Source organism: Turicibacter sp. KK003, from assembly GCF_037014675.1.
GTDB lineage: Bacteria > Bacillota_I > Bacilli_A > MOL361 > Turicibacteraceae > Turicibacter > Turicibacter faecis.
Genome location: NZ_CP142738.1, coordinates 1,073,610 through 1,096,280 on the forward strand (window position 1 = coordinate 1,073,610; position 22,671 = coordinate 1,096,280).

The 22,671-nt window shown below is 35.3% G+C and carries 22 protein-coding genes; 20 read left to right on the plus strand and 2 right to left on the minus strand.

What is annotated here, in order from left to right:
• The first annotated feature begins 1 nt into the window (after position 1).
• A complete protein-coding gene (gene mraY, locus VXM77_RS05405) occupies positions 2–970 on the plus strand; it encodes a phospho-N-acetylmuramoyl-pentapeptide-transferase (RefSeq protein WP_161831702.1) in 969 nt (322 codons plus the stop codon).
• A 38-nt stretch (positions 971–1,008) separates the two neighbouring features.
• A complete protein-coding gene (gene murD, locus VXM77_RS05410) occupies positions 1,009–2,370 on the plus strand; it encodes a UDP-N-acetylmuramoyl-L-alanine--D-glutamate ligase (protein ID WP_161831703.1) in 1,362 nt (453 codons plus the stop codon).
• A 508-nt stretch (positions 2,371–2,878) separates the two neighbouring features.
• On the opposite strand, the gene spoVE is transcribed toward murD, so the two are convergent.
• Positions 2,879–3,976, minus strand: a complete 1,098-nt coding sequence (gene spoVE / locus VXM77_RS05415) for a stage V sporulation protein E (protein WP_161831704.1) — start codon at positions 3,974–3,976, stop codon at positions 2,879–2,881.
• Positions 3,977–4,221: 245 nt separating this feature from the next.
• Between spoVE and murG the strand changes: the two genes are divergently transcribed.
• The 5 genes from murG (at position 4,222) to ftsZ (ending at position 9,719) form a co-directional block, all read left to right on the plus strand.
• Complete coding sequence (murG, locus tag VXM77_RS05420) at positions 4,222–5,316, plus strand: undecaprenyldiphospho-muramoylpentapeptide beta-N-acetylglucosaminyltransferase (protein ID WP_161831705.1); 1,095 nt, start codon at positions 4,222–4,224, stop codon at positions 5,314–5,316.
• A 9-nt stretch (positions 5,317–5,325) separates the two neighbouring features.
• Entirely contained in the window at positions 5,326–6,234 is a 909-nt protein-coding gene (gene murB / locus VXM77_RS05425; protein WP_161831706.1) for a UDP-N-acetylmuramate dehydrogenase, read from the plus strand.
• A 12-nt stretch (positions 6,235–6,246) separates the two neighbouring features.
• Positions 6,247–7,077, plus strand: coding sequence for an FtsQ-type POTRA domain-containing protein (locus tag VXM77_RS05430; protein ID WP_161831707.1), 831 nt, complete (start codon positions 6,247–6,249; stop codon positions 7,075–7,077).
• 139 nt (positions 7,078–7,216) lie between these two features.
• Entirely contained in the window at positions 7,217–8,542 is a 1,326-nt protein-coding gene (locus VXM77_RS05435; RefSeq protein ID WP_262950427.1) for a cell division FtsA domain-containing protein, read from the plus strand.
• Positions 8,543–8,570: 28 nt separating this feature from the next.
• Complete coding sequence (gene ftsZ / locus VXM77_RS05440; protein ID WP_161831709.1) at positions 8,571–9,719, plus strand: cell division protein FtsZ; 1,149 nt, start codon at positions 8,571–8,573, stop codon at positions 9,717–9,719.
• A 155-nt stretch (positions 9,720–9,874) separates the two neighbouring features.
• On the opposite strand, the gene VXM77_RS05445 is transcribed toward ftsZ, so the two are convergent.
• Positions 9,875–11,167, minus strand: coding sequence for an ISL3 family transposase (locus tag VXM77_RS05445; protein ID WP_338507311.1), 1,293 nt, complete (start codon positions 11,165–11,167; stop codon positions 9,875–9,877).
• A 318-nt stretch (positions 11,168–11,485) separates the two neighbouring features.
• Between VXM77_RS05445 and VXM77_RS05450 the strand changes: the two genes are divergently transcribed.
• The 13 genes from VXM77_RS05450 (at position 11,486) to lspA (ending at position 22,601) form a co-directional block, all read left to right on the plus strand.
• A complete protein-coding gene (locus tag VXM77_RS05450) occupies positions 11,486–12,259 on the plus strand; it encodes a sigma-E processing peptidase SpoIIGA (protein ID WP_161831710.1) in 774 nt (257 codons plus the stop codon).
• A 28-nt stretch (positions 12,260–12,287) separates the two neighbouring features.
• On the plus strand, positions 12,288–12,998 hold the full coding sequence (gene sigE / locus VXM77_RS05455; RefSeq protein ID WP_161831711.1) for an RNA polymerase sporulation sigma factor SigE: 711 nt from the start codon (positions 12,288–12,290) through the stop codon (positions 12,996–12,998).
• 105 nt (positions 12,999–13,103) lie between these two features.
• Positions 13,104–13,883 (plus strand): RNA polymerase sporulation sigma factor SigG, encoded by a 780-nt coding sequence (sigG, locus tag VXM77_RS05460; RefSeq protein ID WP_161831712.1) that lies wholly within the window; start codon positions 13,104–13,106, stop codon positions 13,881–13,883.
• Between the two features lie 190 nt (positions 13,884–14,073).
• Positions 14,074–14,340 carry a YlmC/YmxH family sporulation protein gene (locus tag VXM77_RS05465; protein ID WP_161831713.1) on the plus strand — a complete coding sequence of 89 codons (267 nt, stop codon included), beginning with the start codon at positions 14,074–14,076 and terminating at the stop codon, positions 14,338–14,340.
• A gap of 195 nt (positions 14,341–14,535) precedes the next feature.
• Entirely contained in the window at positions 14,536–15,195 is a 660-nt protein-coding gene (locus VXM77_RS05470) for a YggS family pyridoxal phosphate-dependent enzyme (protein WP_161831714.1), read from the plus strand.
• 44 nt (positions 15,196–15,239) lie between these two features.
• Positions 15,240–15,740, plus strand: coding sequence for a cell division protein SepF (locus VXM77_RS05475; RefSeq protein WP_161831715.1), 501 nt, complete (start codon positions 15,240–15,242; stop codon positions 15,738–15,740).
• Between the two features lie 5 nt (positions 15,741–15,745).
• Positions 15,746–16,000: a YggT family protein gene (locus VXM77_RS05480; protein WP_161831716.1), complete on the plus strand. Its 255-nt coding sequence runs from the start codon at positions 15,746–15,748 to the stop codon at positions 15,998–16,000.
• 44 nt (positions 16,001–16,044) lie between these two features.
• On the plus strand, positions 16,045–16,767 hold the full coding sequence (locus VXM77_RS05485; protein ID WP_262950424.1) for a YlmH/Sll1252 family protein: 723 nt from the start codon (positions 16,045–16,047) through the stop codon (positions 16,765–16,767).
• A 14-nt stretch (positions 16,768–16,781) separates the two neighbouring features.
• Positions 16,782–17,198, plus strand: a complete 417-nt coding sequence (locus VXM77_RS05490) for a hypothetical protein (protein WP_161831718.1) — start codon at positions 16,782–16,784, stop codon at positions 17,196–17,198.
• A 333-nt stretch (positions 17,199–17,531) separates the two neighbouring features.
• Positions 17,532–20,267 (plus strand): isoleucine--tRNA ligase, encoded by a 2,736-nt coding sequence (gene ileS / locus VXM77_RS05495; RefSeq protein WP_161831719.1) that lies wholly within the window; start codon positions 17,532–17,534, stop codon positions 20,265–20,267.
• Between the two features lie 172 nt (positions 20,268–20,439).
• Entirely contained in the window at positions 20,440–21,375 is a 936-nt protein-coding gene (locus VXM77_RS05500) for a DUF4097 domain-containing protein (RefSeq protein ID WP_262953729.1), read from the plus strand.
• A gap of 166 nt (positions 21,376–21,541) precedes the next feature.
• Positions 21,542–22,021, plus strand: a complete 480-nt coding sequence (locus VXM77_RS05505) for a dCMP deaminase family protein (RefSeq protein ID WP_161831721.1) — start codon at positions 21,542–21,544, stop codon at positions 22,019–22,021.
• Between the two features lie 118 nt (positions 22,022–22,139).
• A complete protein-coding gene (lspA, locus tag VXM77_RS05510) occupies positions 22,140–22,601 on the plus strand; it encodes a signal peptidase II (RefSeq protein ID WP_161831722.1) in 462 nt (153 codons plus the stop codon).
• Positions 22,602–22,671 lie beyond the last annotated feature (70 nt).

Genomic DNA, 22,671 nt, shown 5'->3' on the forward strand with positions numbered 1-22,671 from the left:
AATGTTAAAATCAATTTTATTTGTATTAATTTTTTCGTTTTTTATGGCGACGATTATTGGACCATTCTTCATACCTTTTTTACATCGGCTAAAGTTTGGTCAGGCGATTAGGGAAGAGGGTCCACAATCCCATCGTAAAAAATCTGGGACACCAACGATGGGAGGGATTATTTTTATTACCTCGATTGTCGTTATATTATTAGTGGCGGTACTCTTTACGAAGTATACGGGTATGACAAACGAACTAATGATGTTGCTTTTAACATTGGTTGGTTTTGGGCTCATTGGTTTTATTGATGACTTTATTATTGTTGTTCGTAAAAATAATGAAGGACTTAAACCGAAACAGAAGTTATTGGCACAACTTGTATTAGCAGCAGTCTTTTTCTACTTATTTTTAAAGAGTGGATATTCTACAGAGTTATCGTTCTTTAATCTATTTAGTGTAAATTTACATTGGCTTTATGGATTATTTATTTTATTCTGGATGGTCGGATTTTCAAATGCTGTTAATCTTACAGACGGTTTAGACGGATTATGCGGTGGCGTGAGCGTTATTACCTTTGGAGCATTCGGAATGATTGCCGTTGCGATGCAACAACCGAGTATTGCTTTATTTTGTTTTGCAGTTGTGGGGGCCCTATTTGGATTTTTAGTTTTTAATTTAAATCCAGCTAAAGTATTTATGGGTGACACGGGATCTTTAGCACTTGGAGCAGCTATTGCAGCCGTCTCTATCTTACTGAAACAAGAGTTGTTATTGGTGATTATCGGACTTGTCTATGTTATTGAAACATTATCAGTTATTATTCAGGTTGCATACTATAAACGGACGAAGAAGCGTCTATTTAAAATGGCACCTATTCACCATCACTTTGAGTTATGCGGTTGGAGTGAATGGAAGGTTGTTATTTTCTTGTGGTCTGTTACTTTAGTGTGTGCCGCAATCGGATTAGTTATCGCAATCTAAGGTAGGAGACCCTTAGATTGTGGAAAAGGATGATTGAAATGAAAAAAATAGTGAAATATAAAAATAAAAAAGTCTTAGTCATGGGATTAGCCAAAAGTGGAAAGGCTGCGGCGAGACTTTTAAGAAAATTAGGTGCCCATGTTGTGATTAATGATCGTCAACCATTGCCTGAAAATTCAGATGCTAAGGAAATGGTAGCAGAGGGATTTGAGGTAGTGGTAGGAGGGCATCCCCTAGAATTATTAGATCAAAATTTTGATTTTATTGTTAAAAATCCTGGGATTCCTTATTTAAAGGTTCCGTTATTAATGGAGGCACTCAAACGCCAGATTCCTGTCTTAACAGAAGTGCAATTGGCTTACGATGTGAGCGAAGCCCCTTTTATTGGGATTACAGCAACAAATGGGAAGACGACAACAACAACATTGATTTATGAAATGTTAAAAGAAGGTCAATTAAATCCATTGATTGCGGGGAATATCGGGGAAGTTGCCTCATTGGTAGCGGAAGGAGCAAGTCAAGATCAGGTATTGGTTACCGAACTATCTTCCTTTCAATTGATGGGAATTGACTCATTTAAACCACAAATCTCACTGCTATTAAATATTACGGAGGCGCATTTAGACTATCATTCGGATATTGAGGAGTATCGTCAGGCAAAGCTTAATCTCATTGCTAATCAAACATCTGATCAGTATTGTGTGTACAATGCGGATGATGAGGTGATTGTCAAGGGAATTACCCAAACGGCAGCAACATGCGTTCCTTTTTCTCTTTACAGGGAGGTAGAGGGAGCATATCTATCTAATGGATCGATTTATTTTAAAGGTGAAAAAATTATTGATGTTGATGCCATCTTATTAAAAGGGGAGCATAATTTACAGGATGTATTAGGTGCGGTCGCAGTTAGTAAATTGTACGGATGTGACACGGCTTCGATTCAACGTGTATTAATGCGTTTTTCTGGGGTTAGACATCGTTTACAATATGTGGCGACCATTGCTGGGGTTGATTATTATAATAACTCAAAGGCAACTAATGTCATTGCTACCCAAACAGCATTAAATGCCTTTGATGACTCTATCATTCTTTTAGCGGGTGGCTTGGATCGCCAACATGATTTGAGCGGTCTAATTCCATACTTCCCTAAAATAAAAATGCTTATTTCTTTCGGGCAGACGAAAGAACGTTTTAAACAATTGGCTGATGAATATTCACTTCCATGCGTAGCCGTTGATACGTTGGAGGAGGCAATGGATGCCGCCGTTAAGGTTGCCCGCGAGAAGGATCATGTTCTCTTATCTCCAGCGTGCGCAAGTTGGGATCAATATCCAAATTTTGAAACTCGCGGGGATCATTTTATTGACTTAGTAGAGAAACTTAAAAATAAAAACTTATAGAAAATTAAATGATTGAACTAGGAGCATTGGATACGATCCATCTCCTAGTTTTTTTATGGAATATATGACAACATGATTCAAGGAAAAAGGCTCATAAATAGGTATTTACTACGGATCTATCCTGTTTTTCTCGTTGACTATCTAGATTGATTTGAGGAGTGGCATTTCATGAGGGATAATTGATTATTAAATGAAAGACTTCTATTTTTTATTAGCTTATGGAAGGGAAGATAAAACGACAATTTCAAAACCCGCGGCAAATTAATAAATGATTAATAGTGCTTGGTATGGTGGGCGTATATATTTTTTTAACAATGTTTAGACTGAGGGGGATGTAAAAGGTACGGTCTGATTTGCAGTAAGCGTGTATCATTGTAAAAATGGTGGGCATGAAAAAAACCGTCTTCATTTAGATGAAGGCGGTTTTTTTAAGAAGGAGCATTTAAAGTCATTTTGAATAAACTATTAGTGGTTAGAACTACGATACTTACTAAATTTATTGTTTAAATTACTTAATATAACGACTGATATTTAAAATAATCCCAATTGATAATAAGGTGACTGTTAAAGATGATCCACCATAACTCATTAATGGTAAGGTAATTCCTGTTACGGGCAATAGGCCAATAACAACCCCAATATTAATCATAACTTGAATCATTAACATAGACATTATTCCAACGACAATATATTTTGCAAAAAGATCATCTGTTTTTAAAATAAGATAGGTACATCTAGCAAAGAAAAGGATGAATAGAATTAGGACTCCAACTGAACCAATAAACCCTAACTCTTCGGAAACAATAGCGAAAATAAAGTCGGTTTGGGGCTCAGGGAGGTAAAAATACTTTTGAACACTATTTCCTAATCCTGCACCGAATAACCCCCCTGGGGCAATGGCATATAATGATTGGATAATCTGAAATCCTGAACCAATTGGGTCACTCCAAGGATCAAGATAAGCGGTAATTCGCTCTAAACGATAAGGTGCGGATATAATTAAGGCCACAATTCCAGCGACCCCGGTGAGGATAAAGTACATAAAATAACGAATAGGGACACCACAAACAAATAGCATGACAAACCCTGTTCCAACGAGCACCATCCCACTACCAAAATCGGGTTGAAGCATAATCACACCGAAGACCAGTAGGATGCAAAAAAGTAAAGGAATAACTCCCTTTTTGAATGTTTTTGCATCTTCTACATAGGTGCTCATGTACTTGGCCAAAAAGATGATGAGACCAAATTTCATAAACTCTGAAGGTTGGATGGAAAAGGCACCGATTCCAATCCAACTTCGCGCCCCCCCACGAACCATTCCGATTCCTGGGACGAGAACAAGAATAAGTAAAATTAAACTTCCGAAGAAAAAAGTTGAGGCATATTTTTTATAGATGGGATAATCAATTCGCGAAACTGCAAGCATCCCGATAACTCCTATTCCAGCAAACAACAATTGTCGTTTGAAAAAGTAGAAAGCATCATCAAATTTATATTCTGCCCAAATATAAGAAGAGGAGAGGACAAAAATTAAACCGATGGTACTAATACTTAAAGCGAGGAGTAGGGTTAATAAATCAATTGAAGGTAATTTGTTTTTCATTAGAATTCCCCTTTGCTTCAAAATATATAATAATGTATATGACAGAAAGTGAAGGGAATTGAGATAAATATTAAAAAAATATAAATGAGGTGAAGTTTTGGAAATGAAAAAAAATTTTTTTTAACGAAAAAAATGAAATTAAATAATATTTCGATGAATTTTAAAATACGCTAACAGATTTTGTTTAAAATATGTTAGAATATAAAATGATAAAAAGACAATAAGGTCTAATAAGGAGTGAGAATATGCGCGTCCTTGTCACTGGTGGTGGAACGGGTGGTCATATTTATCCTGCGCTTGCTGTTATTCGAGCATTGCAAGAGGTGGATGACCAACTGGAAGTTTTATACATAGGAACTGAAAAAGGATTAGAAAATGAAATTGTGACCCGAGAGGGAATACCGTTTAAGTATATTGAGATAGCTGGATTTAAGCGTTCTTTATCTTTTGAGAATGTCAAAACAATTATGAAATTTTTTAAATCTGTCTCAGTATCAAAAAAATATATTAAAGAGTTTAAACCGGATGTTGTGATTGGAACTGGGGGATATGTTTGTGGCCCTGTTGTTTACAGTGCATCGAGATTAAAGGTACCAACTATTATTCATGAACAGAATAGTTTACCGGGGGTTACGAATAAATTTTTATCACGATATGTGAATAAAGTCGCGATTTGTTTTGAAGAGGCGCGCTCATATTTTCCGCAAGATAAGGTAGTGTTAACAGGGAATCCGCGAGCAACAGAGGTAGCGGCAACATTAAAGCTTGGAAAAAGTGCCCTTGGTTTAAATCCTCATAAGAAAACCGTAATGATTAGTGGTGGAAGCCGTGGAGCAGAGCCGATTAATGAGGCGGTCTTGTCTATGATTAAAAAATACGAGGAAGCGGATTATGAGGTCGTCTTTGTGACAGGAAACAAACATTATGAAACGATTAAAAATCAAATAGAAAATGTGGAACAGTTAAAAAATGTTCACGTGTTACCCTTTATTAATAACATGCCACAATATCTTGTGAATATGGATCTGTTTGTTGGGCGCTCAGGGGCAACATTTTTGGCTGAAGTGACGGCACTAGGTGTTCCGTGTATTTTGATTCCTTCACCGTATGTGACGGCTAACCATCAAGAATATAATGCACGAAGTTTAACTGACCATGGCGGGGGAGTTTTGTTGCTTGAAAAAGAGTTAACGGGAGAACGACTCTATCAGGAGATTGATCGTATAATGAAAGATTGCCAATTGCGTTTAAATATGCAAAACACCTCGAAACAACTAGGGATTCCAGATGCAGCGCATCGTTTAATTAATGTGATGAATGAAATTATTGAGAAAAAGTAGGTGTTTTTAATGTTTAAAAGTTTTATAGAGGAGTATAGAGGGAATGACCTTGGGGTACTAATTGAGAATGAGCCACTTGCTAAGCATACAACGTTTCGGGTAGGGGGGCCTGCCCGTATCTTTGTCGTGCCGAATGCAAAGGAGTCTTTAATCCAAACCATAAGTCTTGTTAAAAAGTATCATTTGAATTATAAGGTGATTGGACGTGGCTCAAATTTATTACCATCAGATCATTTATTTGATGGCGTAATCATTAAGTGTGATAAAGGACTTGATCATATTGAGATTAACGAGAATTACGTTACAGTAGGTGCCGGGGTTTCGACGATTCTTCTTGCAAACCGTGTCTCTAAACAAAATTTATCAGGATTAGAATTTATATCAGGTGTTCCAGGTTCAGTTGGTGGGGCAATATACATGAATGCTGGGGCTTATAATAAAGAGATTAAAGATGTTTTAGTGAAGGTTTTAATTCTAGACGATAAGGGTGAATTAAATTGGGTATCACCGGATGAGTTAAACTTTGGCTATCGAACATCGATTATGCAAATGAATCGTCATTGGACAATTGTTGAAGCCGTTTTAGAATTAGAGCAGGGAGTCTATGAAGAAATCGTTGAGTTAATGAAAATGCGTAAAATTCGCCGCATTGAATCACAACCTACTAATCTACCATCGGCTGGAAGTACTTTTAGAAATCCGTTACCTCATTATTCATGGCAACTAATTGAGGAGGCAGGATTACGAGGGGTACGAATAGGTGGAGCTGAAGTTTCAAAGAAACATTGTAATTTTGTTGTAAATGTAGGAGATGCCACTGCACAAGATATCTATGATTTAATCCAACACGTACAAAACGTCGTATTTGAAAAAAGTGGAATCGAGTTACATCCAGAGGTTGAAATGTTTAACTGGTAGGTGAAGGGGAGCATGAATGTAAAAAAAGTTGTTTTTATGGAGCAGTACCGTCAAAAAAATAAACAGAATAAACCGAAAAAAAGACTAAAAAAGAGGCTTAATACCTTCTTTTTTAGTCTCTTTGTTATGGGCGTTATTGGAGGGGTTTTTTATTTTACGTCTCCCCTGAGAAAATTATCTATGGTGTATTTTGAGGGGCTCAATTACGTATCACGTTCTGAGGTTTTGCAATTAGCAAATCTTAGTTATGATGATGACTATTTTAAACTTAAAACAAAGAAAATCGCGTCGCAAATTCAAAAACATCCACTCATTACAAAGGCGGTAGTTACAAGGGTAGGATTAAATGAATTAAGAATTTTAGTAGAGGAAAAGGATGTTATTGGGTGCGTTGATATGGGAGATGGATATCAGTATGTATTAAGTGATGGTCATTTGATTGAACAAAGTAATACGTTAGATGTTGTCTGTCCCGGAACAATTATTTACGGGTTAACCGAAAAAACATTAAAGGAACCAGTTTTGGGATTATTTATTGAGTCCATGATGAAGCTAGATCCGATTTTAATTAACTTAATAAAGGAAATCCACTATGAACCCTTATATGGGGATAACAACCGGTTTTCCTTATTTCTACAGGATGGTAATACGATTAAGGTAAATAGCTACAGTATGGTTGAAAAGTTAAAATATTATCAAACAATGGTTGATCAGGTGAGACAGTTGTCCGAAGGGCAATGTGGAACCTATTATTTAGACGTAGGGGATTATTTTGAACCTTATTCGGGTGCTAATTCGGTTTTATTCGACAATAAAGGAGAACAGGACGTGCAAGAGGAATAGACTGTGGATAAATAATGTGTATAATATGTGATTAATCGTCATTATATTTTGTAAATACTCTTTTCATCGTCTCAAAAATATAGTAAAATAAATTATGATATTATGGTAATAAAACCGTATGTTAGTGGAGTGGTTAGAGGTGAAAAATAATATTTATGCTTGCTTAGAAATAGGTTGTGCAGAAGTTAGATTGATGGTGTGTAATATTAGGCAGGAACGCCTGTATGTTTTATCACAACAATCTATTGTAACGGCTGGAATTGAAAATGGAACTGTCGTTAACGTAAATCAAATTGTTGAAAAATTAAAACGATTAAAAGCTAATGTTGAGGCGGATCTTAAGCAAGACATTCAAAATGTTGTGTTAGCTATTCCAAGTGTAGAATGCCGTATTGATAACGTTGTTAAATCATTGGAACTAGACTCTAATCAACCAATTAGTCACGCTAATATTAAACAGTTGTTCCGTGATATTATTACGCAACCGACATATCATGATCAAGTAGCCATTAATGTGATGCCGCGAGCTTTTGTGGTAGATGATAAAAATACAATTCAAAACCCTCTTGGGATTATTGGAAAAGAATTGGTCTTACATGCACAAAAAATAACGGCTTCTGCGTCTGTCGTGTATAATCTCATTAATATTGCTGAGTTAGCAGGATTCCGAATTGCGGATATTGTTTTAGGAAGTATCACAGAGATGATGTATGTGTTAACACCGGAACAATTGAAAAAAGGAGCATGCCATGTCAATATTGGGAAGGGGATGACCACGATTACGGTTGTCCACTCGGGGAAAATTGTTTCTTCGGTATCATTGTCAACGGGTGGTCAAGATGTAACGAAGCACATTAGTGAAAACCTCAAGATTGATGAACCCTTAGCAGAAATGTTAAAACTAAATTTCGGTAAAGTTTGTTCTGAATCTTCGTCGACTGAAATTATTTATGCAGATGAAGTAGAGGGACAATTTACATGCATTACGCGTCAAATGTTAAGCGATAGTCTCACTATTAAATACGAGAATATTTTGAAGTTAGTCAAACAGTATTTAATGGAAAATTGCTATAAGTATGATCAAATGGATTATATTTTTACGGGTGGTGCAAGCGAAATAGAAGGACTTAACACATTAGCGAAAAAGATTTTTCATCAAGAGGTGACAATTTGTACGCCAATGATGTTAGGAGCCCGAAGTGCTAAATATGTAAAATTAATTGGGATGGCAACATTTATTCATGAAATATCATTGTTGACTGGACAAAAAAGTAATATAATTGACTTTAGCAAATATGAAAATGTCCTAGTCCATGCTATTGATAGTCGAGAGGAACTTGAAGTGGTAGAAGAAACACCCAAGATAAAGGAACAACAAGAGAGGACGTTTATGGACCATAAGCTAGAAAATAGTGGTGTCTTAGTTCGGATTTTCGATATGATATTTGATGAAAAAGTAGAATAGAAGTAAAAGGAAAGAGGAGGTTTCAGGGATGGAAGGTTTCGGATTTGGAAATGAATTTACATATGCCCCAAGAATTATTGTTGTAGGTGTAGGTGGCGGTGGAAGTAATGCCGTGAATCGTATGATTGAAAATGATGTGCAAGGAGTAGAGTTTGTCGTTGTTAATACGGATGCACAAGCGTTAAATTTAGCAATTGCAGATCGTAAATTTCAAATCGGACGTGATTTAACACGCGGATTAGGCGCAGGAGGGAATCCAGAGGTTGGACAACATGCAGCTGAAGAAAATTTAAGTGAATTAAAAGAGTTAGTAAAGGGAGCCGACATGGTCTTCATTACTTGCGGAATGGGTGGAGGAACAGGAACTGGTGCAGCACCTGTTATTGCCAAAGCTGCAAAAGAAAGTGGAGCTTTAACGGTAGGAATTATTACACGCCCGTTTACATTTGAAGGAAAACGCCGAACAGATTTTGCTTTACGCGGTATTGCAGAACTAAAGGCGAATGTTGATACATTAATTTCTGTTCCTAATGATCGATTATTACAAATTGTAGATCGTACGACTCCAATGTTAGAAGCATTCCGCGAAGCGGATAATGTTTTACGTCAAGGTGTTCAAGGAATTTCAGAAATTATTGCCGTTCCAGGTTTAATTAACCTCGATTTCGCCGATGTAAAAACAGTTATGCATAATAAGGGATCAGCTATTATGGGAATTGGTTTAGGAACAGGTGAAAATCGTGCAACAGAGGCGGCGAAAAAAGCGATTGCGAGTCCATTATTAGAAAATGATATTGATGGGGCAACAGATGCTATTATTAATATTTCAGGTGGAATGGATATTGCCTTATTTGAAGTTGATGAAGCTTTACGAACAATTCGTGATGCCTCAACAACAGAAATTAATATTATTTATGGTGCTACAATTAATCCTGATTTAGGGGAAGATTTAATTGTAACGGTTATTGCGACTGGATTTGATGAAACAAATGCAACAGCAAAACCGGTAGAAATGTTAATTGGTGATAATAGAAATAAAAAGACAACTACACCACAAGCGGAGCAAGAAGCTCCAACAACACCGGAGCAACCAAAACCATCACAACCTAAACGTCAACCATTCGGTGGGGATAATGTTGAAATGATCCCTAACTGGTTAATGAATCGTTATAAATAAAAAGAGAGCTATGTCTCTCTTTTTTTTATGTAGACATAGTTCGTTTGAACTGCGTGATTATCTAAGAGACTTTAAATAAATATTTTTAGGTTCTTTGTCAAATAGTGTGGGTGAATAAAATCTATACATATAATCGGGAGGAATTAGGCTATTCTTTAGATGGTTTGATTCCTCTTCTTTTTTTGTTCAAAAGTGTATTTATGAATAATCAAAATTCTTGCTTTGAAATGGTAGAAACTACGGTATCCAAAAGCGATTCGCTTAATGACTTTGATATTGTTGTTAATTCCTTCGAGTACTCCATTGGTATAAGGAGTTTCAATTGTATTTTTGACATAGTCTTGATAATGAGTGAGTGTTTTTAAAGCTGTTTTCATTTCGTGTGAAAGCAGATCAGAGGGGTGTTGAATGGCATGATGAAATATTTCAAGGTTACGAAGTTTAATAGCCTGTTGGACAGTTTGGTAGAAATCATAAGTCTCCTTTAGTTCAGGGTCTAGGGCTAATAAAAAGTCAATAATTTCTTGTTGAGAGATCATCTTTTTGAAGCAGTTGGAATAGAAGTAATGAGTGGCATTAAGATCTTCTTGGGCTTTTAAGAGAAGTCGCCAATAATGTTTGAATTTATTATAAAACTCTTTATTTTGATTCATGAAACGAATGCGTGTTTTATTAAGAGCACGAGAGACTAGTTGAACGATATGAAATTTATCTAAAACAATCTTAGCCTTAGGGAATACCTCTTTAATGAGTGTCATATAAGGGGCGTACATGTCAATGACGACGTGGGTTACACCTTCACGAGCTGCTTTAGAAAATCGCATAAAATAAGTCCTTAGTGTACTTAAGCGACGGTCTTCAACGATATCAATTAGCTTTCCATTGGACGCATCACAAAAAATGAAGGACATTGCTCCCTCGGCCGATTTAACCGACTTAAACTCGTCAAAACAAAGAACTTTTGGGAGAGAATTAAAGGGAAGCGGCTGTTCTTCATAGGAAGAATGAATGACGCGGTTAACGGTTGAATGAGAAACGTTAAGCTCACGTGCAATATCTGTTTCGGATTTCTTATGACTAGCTTCTAAAAAGATGGCTTGTTTTACGGGAGTGGAAATAAAACAATTAGGGTTAACAAGAGATGTTTCTAGGGTAAATGTTCGGTCACAATGACGGCATTTATAACGTTGTTTTTTTAAGTCTAGATAAGCATCAAATCCGGAAATTTTGACTAGCTTAATACGTGAAGTTTTGAAGCCGTGTTTAATGATATTTGAGTCAAAAGAATGACCACAGTGGTAGCAATGAGTCGGTTGAAAAGAAAGAGTTCCCAAAATAAGTTTAGAACGAACATTCTTAATCTGAGTTTCTTGGATACAATTTTTTGAAAAAGTAATATTTTTATCTTTTAAATCAAGTAAAGTTGAGATACAATTAGTGTGAGACATAAAACCAATCCTTTCGTGTTGTTTTAGCCGATTACATTGTATAGGATTTTGGGGACTATGTCTCTTTTTTTGTCTCAATATTTATGGCAATCAAAAAGGTGTGAGTAATCCCACCCACACCAAATATTATAGAACCTATTTTTAATATTATTATAGAAAATCCCCTTTATTTTATACGTCGATTGTTAAAAAGAAGCAAAATTAGTGGTTATTTTTTCTAAATAAAGTCAGGATTGAACAAAGAATTGACAGATTTTACACATGGTTTTGGATAAAATGTAGAGGTAATCGAGGGGATAGAAAAGGGGGGAGATATAGATGTACCTAGATTTGTTCATCATTCAAAATTTAATTTACGACTATCTCATTTTAAATGGTGTAGCCATCTTAACTGAAGAAAGAATGAAGCTCTCCCGCTTAAGTTTGGGACTTTTGAGTAGTCTAGTACTGAGTGCTATGTTATTCATGATAGACTTTACCGCATTAGCAGGCGGTGTTCCAATTGTTGTTTTACTCATTGTCTTTTCAAAGGGGAATCTTAAAGGGTTTATTACCAAAACCTTATATTTTTATTGCTTGAGTTTTATTTTAAGTGGTTCTATTTATACGATTAGTCATTTTATTAAATTTGATTTAACAATTGTTCCATATATTTGTGTTTTAATGGTGCTTTCGTTTGTTGTGACATTAATATATATCTTAAAGGTTCGCTGGTTAAATAGTCAGCAGTTAATTGACCAGTTTATTTATGAGGTGCGTATTTTTTGTGGATCAACTGAGCTAAAGGGGAGTGGATTCGTTGATACCGGGAATCATTTAACAGATGAAAAAACAGCATTACCTATTATGATGGTTCCAAAAGAGATGCTTTGTTTAGGGGAGATTGAAGAATTCTTGAATAGGCAATCGATCTCATCATGGTCGACTGGTTACTCGGTCATAAATGATGATCAACAGAGATTGTTAGTTTTTAAACCGACACTGTTATTAATTAATGATAAGGTGATACAGAATGTGCTCATAGGGGTTGTAGAAAATCAATTTTATGAATACGATTTTTTACTTCAACCAAGTATAGTAAGAAGTATCTAGATGGATTGGGAGTCAAGGGGGAGATGACATGCAGGCTTTAATGATGTTCTTTATTAAATGGTTTGAAAAGATTAGTAAACGAAAGAAAAATTACGTAAACTATATTAGAGGAAATGAAACACTACCAGAGCCTTTATCTAAGGAGGAAGAATTCAGGGTTTTAACTAACTTTCAAGAAGGGGACGAGCTGGCGAGACAAACATTAATCGAACATAATTTAAGATTAGTGGTATATATTGCGAAGAAATTTGAAAGTTCAGGTGTTAATCTAGAGGATTTGATCAGTATTGGGACATTAGGCCTGATTAAGGGAGTGCAGACGTTTAAGATGGATAAAAATATTAAGTTAGCCACTTACGCGTCTAGATGTATAGAAAATGAGATTTTAATGCATTTACGAAAGACGAACAGAATTCGACATGAAGTTTCTTTAGACGAACCATTAAATGTAGATTGGGATGGAAATGAATTACTCTTATCTGATATTTTAGGAACTGAGGAAAATGAGGTCTATAAAGATATTGAAGAAGATGTTGAAAGACAACTCGTATTTGATGCTATTAATCGCCTAAAAAGACGCGAGCGTGAGATCATGTATATGCGATTTGGATTATGTGGAGAAGAGCCTTTAACACAAAAAGAAGTTGCACAAAAGTTAGATATTTCACAGTCGTACATTTCGCGATTAGAAAAGAAAATTATTGATAAGATCCGTAAAGAGGTTTTAAAAATAAAATAATGTGTCGAAAGAAAATGACAATAAAATGATAATTTATGAATGATTTGACATGATGTTGCTCATACTTCTGTGTAGGAACAATGTAGTGCAACAGGAGGGACCATCATGTCCAAACATAAAGTTGATATTGTCGGAGTCGATACATCAAAGTTAGAAGTACTAACAAATGCAGAAATGATTGAATTATTTAAAAAGTTTCAAAGTGGTGATATGGATGCTCGTGAAGCCCTCATTAAGGGGAATTTACGACTCGTATTAAGTATTATAAAAAAATTTAATCATAGGGGAGAAAATTTAGACGATTTATTTCAAGTTGGTTGTCTAGGTTTAATGAAAGCTATTGATCACTTTGATTTATCTCATGAAGTTAAATTTTCTACTTATGCTGTGCCTATGATTATTGGTGAGATTCGACGTTATTTACGTGATAATAATTCTTTACGCGTCTCTCGTTCATTACGTGATACTGCATATAAAGTGTTACAGATGAAAGATCAATTGTCGATTGAATTGCAACGTGACCCAACGAATGAGGAAATCGCTAAGGCAATCGGTGTGGAACCCATTGACGTTGTGTTATCAGTAGAGGCTATTTCAGATCCGGTTTCTATTTTCTCCCCTATTTATAATGACGGAGGAGATACCATCCATTTAATTGATCAAATTAAAGATGATAGTATTACGGATGAAAAATGGAGTGCTAAGTTAATGTTAGAAGAGGGATTTAAGCGATTAGGTCGTCGTGAGAAACGGATTATTCATGATCGATACTTTATGGGAAAAACACAAATGGAAATTGCCGCCGAAATTGGAATTTCTCAGGCCCAGGTGTCAAGATTAGAAAAGAATGCGTTACATACCATGGAAGAAATGATGAAAAGTTAATTTAACTTTTGTTGTTGCTTCATTCAAAAAAAGTGTGTAAAGGGAATAGCCCTTAGCACACTTTTTTTGATGAAAATCACGTGGTTATTATTTATAGGCTTTCATCAGAGTAGATAAATAGGGATAGCTTACATATTTCTGAAAAGAAGGACATAAAATGAATTACATGGATATAAAGGTGGGGGAAATGATGAAAGATTCAATTATGACTTTAAGTGATATTGAAGAGAAGGATGTCATTAATGTGGTGACAGGTGAGCGAATTGGTTTTGTATCTAGCTTAAGAATTGATACGAACTCTGGACAAATTATCGCAATTACAGTTCAACCGTCAATGAAATTTGTTAGTTTTTTTTCTAAAGATGAGGCATCAGTTGTCGTTCCGTGGAATCAAATTTTAAAAATTGGAGAGGATGTTATTATCGTTAATGTGGCTCAACAATTGAACGAATTTTAGTGAAAAGTAAATCTGCAACACAATAAAAAAGGAAAGGGCCGTGTTGTCCTTTCCTTTTTAAGTTTACAGAAGGGTGTCGAAGTGGGGAATCAAATAATATCCGCAAAGGAGAATAAAAAAATTTTCCATTCCCTATGAATTATGGTATAATTTATAGTATCATGCAGTAATATTATGAATTGATAGGTGGATAGTATGAATATTTCTAAAAATGTCGACAAGGTGCGACGAAATATTGAATTGGTTGCTGCTGATGGACGAAATGTAAATATTGTTGCAGCAACAAAGTATGTGGGTGTGCAACAAATTAAGGACCTTTTTGCTTGTGGAATTACAATGATGGGGGAAAATCGTGTAGATGCGCTGCTTGAGAAAAAATCACAGATATCTTTACCAATAGAGTGGCATTTTATTGGAACCCTACAATCACGTAAAGTAAAAGAGGTTATTAACGAAATTTCTTGTCTCCATTCGCTCGACCGTTTATCGTTGGCAAAGGAAATACAAAAATACCGTCGGGAACCATTACCTTGCTTTATTCAAGTCAACGTTAGTAAAGAGGAGAGTAAGCATGGAATTGATGTGGATGAGGTAATTTCATTTTTAGAGGCGTTAAAATCGTACCCAATGATAAAAGTTGTTGGATTAATGACCATGGCGCCGAATACCGATGATCCAACTGTGATACGTCGCTGCTTTAAAGGTTTGAAGCAATTACAGGAAAAGATTGCAACGTTAAACCAAGGGGGAGTAACTTGCGATCGCTTATCGATGGGAATGAGTCAAGATTATATGATTGCCATTGAGGAAGGGGCAACGCATATAAGACTCGGATCCATTTTATTTCAAGACTAGTATATTTCAGACACAAACACAAATAATTATAGGAGGAGAAGAAGATGAGTTTTAAAGATAAGCTTAAAACAATGATGGGAATAGACGAAGAGGAATATGAAATGGATGATTTTGAAGAGGAGTTTGAAGAGCCAGAAGTTATTAAGCCGGCACCGCTGCCTAAACCTGATTTAACGGTTGTTTCAAACGCCACTCATACATCAACGAGTAAAGGAAAGAGTGTTGTGACGCCAATGAATAATGAATTAAATCGATTAAAATTTGATAGTAATTTAAATAAAGTAATTATTCGCGAACCAAATGAGTATTCTGATGCTCAGGATATTGCGGATTGTTTAAAAGAAAACTATCCAGTTTTTATTAACCTTCAACGTTTAGAAAAATCTCAAGCGAAGCGTGTGGTTGATTTCTTAAGTGGAACAATTTATGCGATTGATGGGGATATCAAACGTGTGGGAACAAATTTATTTTTATGTACACCAAAGAGTGTAGAAACTGAGGGTCAAGTAACAATGAACGAGCCTCATCAAGAAATAGAGGAGTAATAGATATGACATACATCATATTACTATTTAGATCAGTTTTAGGGATTTATCAATTTTTAATGTTGATCTATATTTTTATGAGTTGGATTCCAGAAACTCGCTCGACACAGATTGGACGTGCAATAGGTGCAGTTGTCGAACCGTATTTATCAATTTTTAGAAAAATTATTCCACCGCTGGGAATGTTTGATTTTTCACCGATTGTCGCATTTATCGTATTGGAGTTTGCGATGCAAGGTCTAATAAATATTTTACTATGAATTTAGCTCATTTTAAAAAAGAGGAGCACGGTTTTATAGTAAGGATGGAAGATTTAATCCACCAAGTCTATGAAGGCTATCAACTAAAGACAACGAAATTTTTAACGCCTCGAGAACAGGAAATTGTTCAGATGCTAGTAAATGAGTTTTCTGATGTTGAGGTTCAATGGATTGGTGGATTTAAAAATGCAGAAAGAAAGCGGGCTATATTGATTCCAACTTATCTAAACGACCAAGATTTTAGTTATACAGTCATAGGGTATGAAGTGAGATACGCCCATAAAATGGTGGATCTGAGACACCCTCAAGTATTGGGGACAATCATGTCCTTAGGAATTGAAAGACAGATTATCGGTGATATTTTAATATTAGCAGATAAGAGAATCTTCCTAGCCGTATGTGAGGAGATGGCACCTTTTATTGAGCAAGCCTTAGTCAAGGTTGGAAGACACTCGATTAGTCTGGTGAAGAAAAAAATAAATGAATTAGAGCGTATTGAAACCTATGAAAGACGTGAAATAATCGTTTCATCAATGAGGTTAGACGTTATTGTCTGTGCGTTAACGAAGGAGTCACGTTCGTTTACGTCCGAATCAATCAAGCAAGGCAATATTCAACATAACTTTAAGGTCGAGCAAAATCATTCTAAGGAATGTCACATTGGAGATATGATTTCAATTAAACGTTATGGACGCTATAAACTATTGGAAATTAAATCGCAAACTAAAAGTGGACGAAAAATTGTTATCGTAGGAAAAGTAGTGTAGTTAGGGGGAAAGACATGACACCGGCAGAAATGTTAAAAGTTCAGATGAAAAAATCGTGGGAGAAGTTCTCAGATGAAGAACTTTATCGTGTCTTTTGTTTATTAATTGAACAAATTGAATCGCTAGAGAATCAAAATAAATCTTTAAAAAAAGAAGTTCAACTCATGCAACAGGCTTCTCAATCGCACTTAAAAAATGAATTAGAACAAATTGAAACATTAAAGAACCACGCGAAGCGAGATGCACTTAAAATTATTCAAGAAACAGAAAAAATCTCTAAGGTAATGATTGAACAGGCGATGGAAGATGTAGAAAGAATAATTGATGAAACAGCAATTTTTGAACAACAACAATTGCAAATTAAAGATGAACTGATTGATTTTTTAAATACAAAAGTGGATGACATTCGAAATTGTTTTAGAAAAAACTAAAAATATGTTGATTTTTATATCGTTTTTATTTAAAATGATATACAAATATAGTAAATATGAGCGATGAGTGGGCCATGCTATAATATCAACTTTTTTTCAGCGAGTCGATGACGGTGAAAGATCGGCAAAAAGGATAATATAGAATCATCCAGGAGCTTTCATGTGAATAAAAAGCATGACGTTATCCATGCGATAAATGGTAAGAGGCAGTAAAACTTTTATTTTTTTACTGTGAATTAAGGTGGTACCACGAAACTTTTCGTCCTTAGGTGATGAAAAGTTTTTTTTATTCTCATGAAACTATATAAAAAGATAAAAAGGGGTAATTGTACGATGGAATTAAAAGAAACGTTATTAATGCCTAAAACAGATTTCCCAATGCGTGGGAATCTTCCTAAACGAGAACCACAAATTGAACAAAAGTGGTATGATGAAAAGATTTATCAACGTGTATTAGATAAAAATAAAGATAAAACACCGTTTGTTTTACACGATGGGCCTCCATATGCAAATGGAAATATTCACATGGGTCATGCGATGAATAAAATATTAAAAGATTTTATTATTCGTTATAAAAATATGAATGGTTTTTATTCTCCTTATATTCCGGGTTGGGATACACATGGATTACCTATTGAGCAGGCGTTAACAAATAATAAAAAAATTAATCGTAAAGAAAAAACAGTAGCAGAATTCCGTGAATTATGCCAACAATATGCCTTAGAACAAGTAGAAGGACAAAAAACACAATTTAAACGTCTAGGTGTATTAGGTGACTGGGACAATCCTTATATTACATTACAAAAAGAGTTTGAAGCTGAGCAAATTAAAGTGTTTGGTAAAATGGTGAAAGATGGTTTGATTTATAAGGGATTAAAGCCTATCTATTGGTCACCGTCATCGGAAACAGCACTAGCAGAGGCAGAAATTGAATACCATGATAAGAAATCACCATCTATTTATGTTGCCTTTAAGGTGGTGGATGGAAAAGATATTCTGTCAGGTGATGAAGAGTTTGTCATTTGGACAACAACACCTTGGACGATTCCAGGAAATCTAGCGATCTGTGTCAATGCAGATTTAGAGTATGCGACAGTAGCTGTTTCAGGACGTAAGTTTATTGTTGCTAAAGAGCTTGTTAAATCTTTAGCTGAAGAATTTAATTGGGATAATTATGAGATTGTTGCAACACATAAAGGGTCAGACTTTGAATATATGACCGCAAAACACCCAATTTTTGATCGTGAATCATTGTTAATCTTAGGGGATCATGTCACACTAGAAGCTGGGACAGGTCTTGTTCATACGGCTCCAGGACACGGGGAAGACGATTTTAACGTAGGACGTAAATATAATTTAGAAGTTTTATGTCCAGTTGATCATCGCGGCTATATGACAAAAGAAGCATTGGAATTCGAAGGATTATACTATGAAGATGCGAATAAAGCTGTAGGACAAAAGCTAGAGGAAAATGGTGCGTTACTTGGATTAAAGTTTATTACTCACTCTTACCCACATGATTGGCGTACAAAAAAACCTATTATCTTCCGTGCAACGGAACAATGGTTTGCTTCAATCGAAGCATTAAAGCCTCAAATGATGGAACAAATTAAGGAAGTAAAATGGTTACCATCATGGGGAGAAGTGCGATTAGGAAATATGATTAAGGATCGTGCAGATTGGTGTATTTCACGACAACGTGTTTGGGGAGTTCCAATTCCTGTTTTTTATGCGGAAAATGGTGAGGCTATTTTAGATGAGGCTGTGATTAACCACGTGGCTAACTTATTCCGTGAAAAAGGTTCAAATATCTGGTTTGAGTTAGAGGCTGAAGCTTTATTACCGGAAGGATTTACTCACCCTGGAAGCCCAAATGGAAAATTCAGAAAAGAAATGGATATCATGGATGTGTGGTTTGACTCAGGATCATCTCACCACGGCGTTTTAGTAGAGCGTGGCTTACCATATCCAGCTGATTTATATTTAGAAGGTTCAGATCAGTATCGAGGATGGTTTAACTCTTCTCTTTCAACGGGAGTTGCAATGACAGGAAAAGCACCGTATAAAACTGTTGTGAGTCATGGATTCGTACTTGATGGACAAGGACGCAAAATGTCTAAATCGATTGGAAACACAGTGGATCCATTAAAATTAATTAACACGTATGGAGCAGATATTGTAAGATTGTGGGTAGCCTCAGTTGATTATCAGGCAGATGTACGTATTTCTGAAGATTTAATAAAACAAGTTTCTGAAAGCTATCGTAAAATGCGTAATACATTTAGATTCTTATTAGGGAACTTAAATGATTTTAATCCTGAAACAGATTTATTAGATTATGACTCTTTAAACGAAGTGGATCAATTTATGATGATTCGTTTAAATGAATTAACAGCTGAATTAAAGGCAGCATACGAGGAATATCGTTTTGATGATGTCTTTAAATCAATTAACAACTATATTTCAAATGATTTAAGCGCCTTTTATTTAGATTTTACAAAGGATATTTTATACATTGATGCAAAAGATAGCCACGCACGACGTTCAATTCAGTCGGTATTATACCATCATGTTTGCGATTTAGTACGATTACTTGCACCAGTTATTCCTCATACGGCGGATGAAGTTTATTCATATATTCCAGGAAGCACTGAGGTATCTGTGTACTTAACAGATATGCCGGAGGTTAAATTGTATGAAAATGCGGATGAGGTATCGGCAAAATGGAACCAATTATTAGCCTTACGCCATGACGTGTTAAAAGCATTAGAAATTGCGCGTAATGAAAAGGTTATTGGTAAATCATTAAATGCATCATTGCATTTATATCCAGACGCATCGAAGAAAGCATTATTAGAATCATTAAACGCTGATTTAAAACAAATTTTCATTGTGTCTGACTTAGTCATCGAAGAAGGTCAGGCGCCAGATCAAGCGTTACAATTTGATGGATTATCGGTTATCGTCGAAGCAGCAGAAGGGCATACATGTGCACGTTGTTGGTTAATTGTAGATGATATCGATGAAGCGGGAATTTGTAACCGTTGTTCAGAAGTCGTTAATGGATAATTCAGATGGACAATAGCCTTTAGGTTATTGTCCTTTCTATTAATGAATGATAAAGAGGAAAATTTTTGATTATTTTTGCATAAAATGAAGAGAAACTTTAAATAATTTGTGTTATCACGGAGGGGCCATTTTAGCGTCAAGTTCCTTATGTTGTATTTTAGGGGGGATTTATATGGGGAGAAAGATTAAAGGGTTTTCTATTATTTTAATGAGTGTAATTATTGCCGGAATAATAACGGGAATTTTAACTCGAGTAATTGATTTACCGATGAAAGTTGATCATATTTTATCTAGATTTTTAGATCCTCGATTTGGGGGAACAACAAATTTATCGTATGAAATAGGGTCAAATGGGGAATCTATTCATGAAAGCTACTTTACATTGCCGGTAGATACACCTTTTGACGTAAGTGTTGAATTAATTCAAGCGGATGTTATGATTGAAAAATCGAAAAATGGAGAACTAGGAGTTAAAATCAGTACGGATCGTCCAGAGCATTATCGGATGGATAGAACTGACAGGGAACTCGTGATCAAAGAAAAAAAACAACCTTTCATTTGGCCATTTGGTGACATGAAAGAGAAAAAAGCGAAGATTACTATACAGGTTCCTGGTGATACCGTCGATTTTGATTTAGAAACGGTGAATGGAAATGTTTGCTTAGAAGCAGATGGACGAGATTTAAATGTTGAGGTAGTGAATGGACAGATTAGTGTGACTCGTTCTACCTTTAAAGAAGGTGAGTTGGAGCTAGTAAATGGACATATCTTTGTAAACAAGAGTGAATTTTTAACATCTCTTGATTTAGAAGCTGTGAATGGAGCCTTAAAAGTTAATCAAGTTGACTCAGATGAGTTTTCATTTGAAACAGTGAATGGTGAATTTCAATTATCTGACTTAGATGGAGGAAGGTTATCCGCTGAAACGGTAAACGGTGATTTCACTGGAGAAAATCTTTACTTGAAACACTTAGAGGTGGAACAATTAACTGGAAAGTTTACGTTAATTAACGAAAATTTAGATTACCAAATACAATCATTAACACGTTCTAAGACTAGTTCTCAAGATAAAATAGAAGCTAATATTTTAAATATTTATTCAGAATAAGCCTATGATTCATGGTGGAAAAGAAATATCTGAGAAGATGTTGTTCGTTAGGCGCTTCCTAAGGTAAAAAGACTGACAGGATCGATAGTAGCAATTTTTCTCTGATCAACAAAAGGTGGTCATAGAGTAGATAGTAAAAACAGAAGAGTTGGAGGTGCCTTAATAAATGCGGGAAACTTATTTAAGTTGGGACGAATATTTTATGGGGATTGCACTCTTATCGGCGATGAGAAGCAAGGACCCTCAAACCCAAGTTGGAGCATGCATTGTTAATAAAAAAAATCGTATTGTAGGAATTGGTTATAATGGATTTCCAAGAGGGTGTTCAGATCAAGAATTTCCATGGGAACGTGAAGGGGATTTTCTAAAAACAAAATATCCGTATGTTGTCCATGCTGAGCAAAACGCAATTTTAAATAGCACTGGAAATTTAAGTGGATGTCGATTATATGTTTCGTTATTTCCTTGTCATGAGTGTGCAAAATATATTATCCAGTCTGGAATTGATGAAATTATCTTTATGAGTGACAAATATGCGAATACGGATAGTACGTTGGCTTCTAAACGAATGTTAGATGCGGCAGGTGTCACCTATCGTCAAATGGGAACAATAGCAGTTTCTATTCAACTCGAATTAAAGGAATAAGATGGACTGAATGTCGAGATATCTTGGTAAGGATTGGGGAATGTATACAAAAAATAAATTGTTTGTTATAATGGTGAAATGTCAAGGTAAAATGAAGAATAAAGGAGTAGTGAAATAAATGTGGCTTTCTTTTTTTATCGTTGTTTCCTCACTAATTATTGACCAATTATCTAAATTTTTAGTGATGAAATATATGACAATTGGTCAATCTATCCCATTAATTGATCATTTTTTATATTTGACGTCGCACCGTAACCAGGGGGCTGCTTGGGGAATATTACAAGGTAAAATGATTTTCTTCTATGTCGTTACAGTTTTAGTCGTCACAATGGTTGTTCTATGGATTAAAAAGTTAGATGTTAAAAAAGAAAAATTGCTTTTAATTGCGTTATCGTTAATTTTAGGGGGAGCCCTAGGAAATTTAATTGATCGTGTGCTTTATCAGCAAGTCACCGATTTTATTAATGTTTATATTTTTGGGTATGATTTTCCTATCTTTAATATTGCCGATAGTGCCTTGTGTATAGGTGTTTTATTAATGGGAATTGATGCTGTTTTAGATGTTAAAAAACGCGGATAACATTAAAAATGATATGAAAAGATAAACGGGGAGGTTATAAAGGGTAGTTTTGCTTTATGGAAAGGACGTG

Coding starts and splice junctions, on each gene's coding strand:
- VXM77_RS05500 (WP_262953729.1), top strand. CDS start 20,440: ATGGGGAGAAAGATTAAAGGGTTTTCTATTATTTTAATGAGTGTAATT.
- VXM77_RS05505 (WP_161831721.1), top strand. CDS start 21,542: ATGCGGGAAACTTATTTAAGTTGGGACGAATATTTTATGGGGATTGCA.
- sigG (WP_161831712.1), top strand. CDS start 13,104: ATGTCCAAACATAAAGTTGATATTGTCGGAGTCGATACATCAAAGTTA.
- murG (WP_161831705.1), top strand. CDS start 4,222: ATGCGCGTCCTTGTCACTGGTGGTGGAACGGGTGGTCATATTTATCCT.
- VXM77_RS05485 (WP_262950424.1), top strand. CDS start 16,045: ATGGAAGATTTAATCCACCAAGTCTATGAAGGCTATCAACTAAAGACA.
- murB (WP_161831706.1), top strand. CDS start 5,326: ATGTTTAAAAGTTTTATAGAGGAGTATAGAGGGAATGACCTTGGGGTA.
- lspA (WP_161831722.1), top strand. CDS start 22,140: ATGTGGCTTTCTTTTTTTATCGTTGTTTCCTCACTAATTATTGACCAA.
- VXM77_RS05475 (WP_161831715.1), top strand. CDS start 15,240: ATGAGTTTTAAAGATAAGCTTAAAACAATGATGGGAATAGACGAAGAG.
- murD (WP_161831703.1), top strand. CDS start 1,009: ATGAAAAAAATAGTGAAATATAAAAATAAAAAAGTCTTAGTCATGGGA.
- spoVE (WP_161831704.1), bottom strand. CDS start 3,976: ATGAAAAACAAATTACCTTCAATTGATTTATTAACCCTACTCCTCGCT.
- VXM77_RS05450 (WP_161831710.1), top strand. CDS start 11,486: ATGTACCTAGATTTGTTCATCATTCAAAATTTAATTTACGACTATCTC.
- VXM77_RS05490 (WP_161831718.1), top strand. CDS start 16,782: ATGACACCGGCAGAAATGTTAAAAGTTCAGATGAAAAAATCGTGGGAG.
- ileS (WP_161831719.1), top strand. CDS start 17,532: ATGGAATTAAAAGAAACGTTATTAATGCCTAAAACAGATTTCCCAATG.
- mraY (WP_161831702.1), top strand. CDS start 2: ATGTTAAAATCAATTTTATTTGTATTAATTTTTTCGTTTTTTATGGCG.
- VXM77_RS05430 (WP_161831707.1), top strand. CDS start 6,247: ATGAATGTAAAAAAAGTTGTTTTTATGGAGCAGTACCGTCAAAAAAAT.
- sigE (WP_161831711.1), top strand. CDS start 12,288: ATGCAGGCTTTAATGATGTTCTTTATTAAATGGTTTGAAAAGATTAGT.
- ftsZ (WP_161831709.1), top strand. CDS start 8,571: ATGGAAGGTTTCGGATTTGGAAATGAATTTACATATGCCCCAAGAATT.
- VXM77_RS05480 (WP_161831716.1), top strand. CDS start 15,746: ATGACATACATCATATTACTATTTAGATCAGTTTTAGGGATTTATCAA.
- VXM77_RS05465 (WP_161831713.1), top strand. CDS start 14,074: ATGAAAGATTCAATTATGACTTTAAGTGATATTGAAGAGAAGGATGTC.
- VXM77_RS05470 (WP_161831714.1), top strand. CDS start 14,536: ATGAATATTTCTAAAAATGTCGACAAGGTGCGACGAAATATTGAATTG.
- VXM77_RS05445 (WP_338507311.1), bottom strand. CDS start 11,167: ATGTCTCACACTAATTGTATCTCAACTTTACTTGATTTAAAAGATAAA.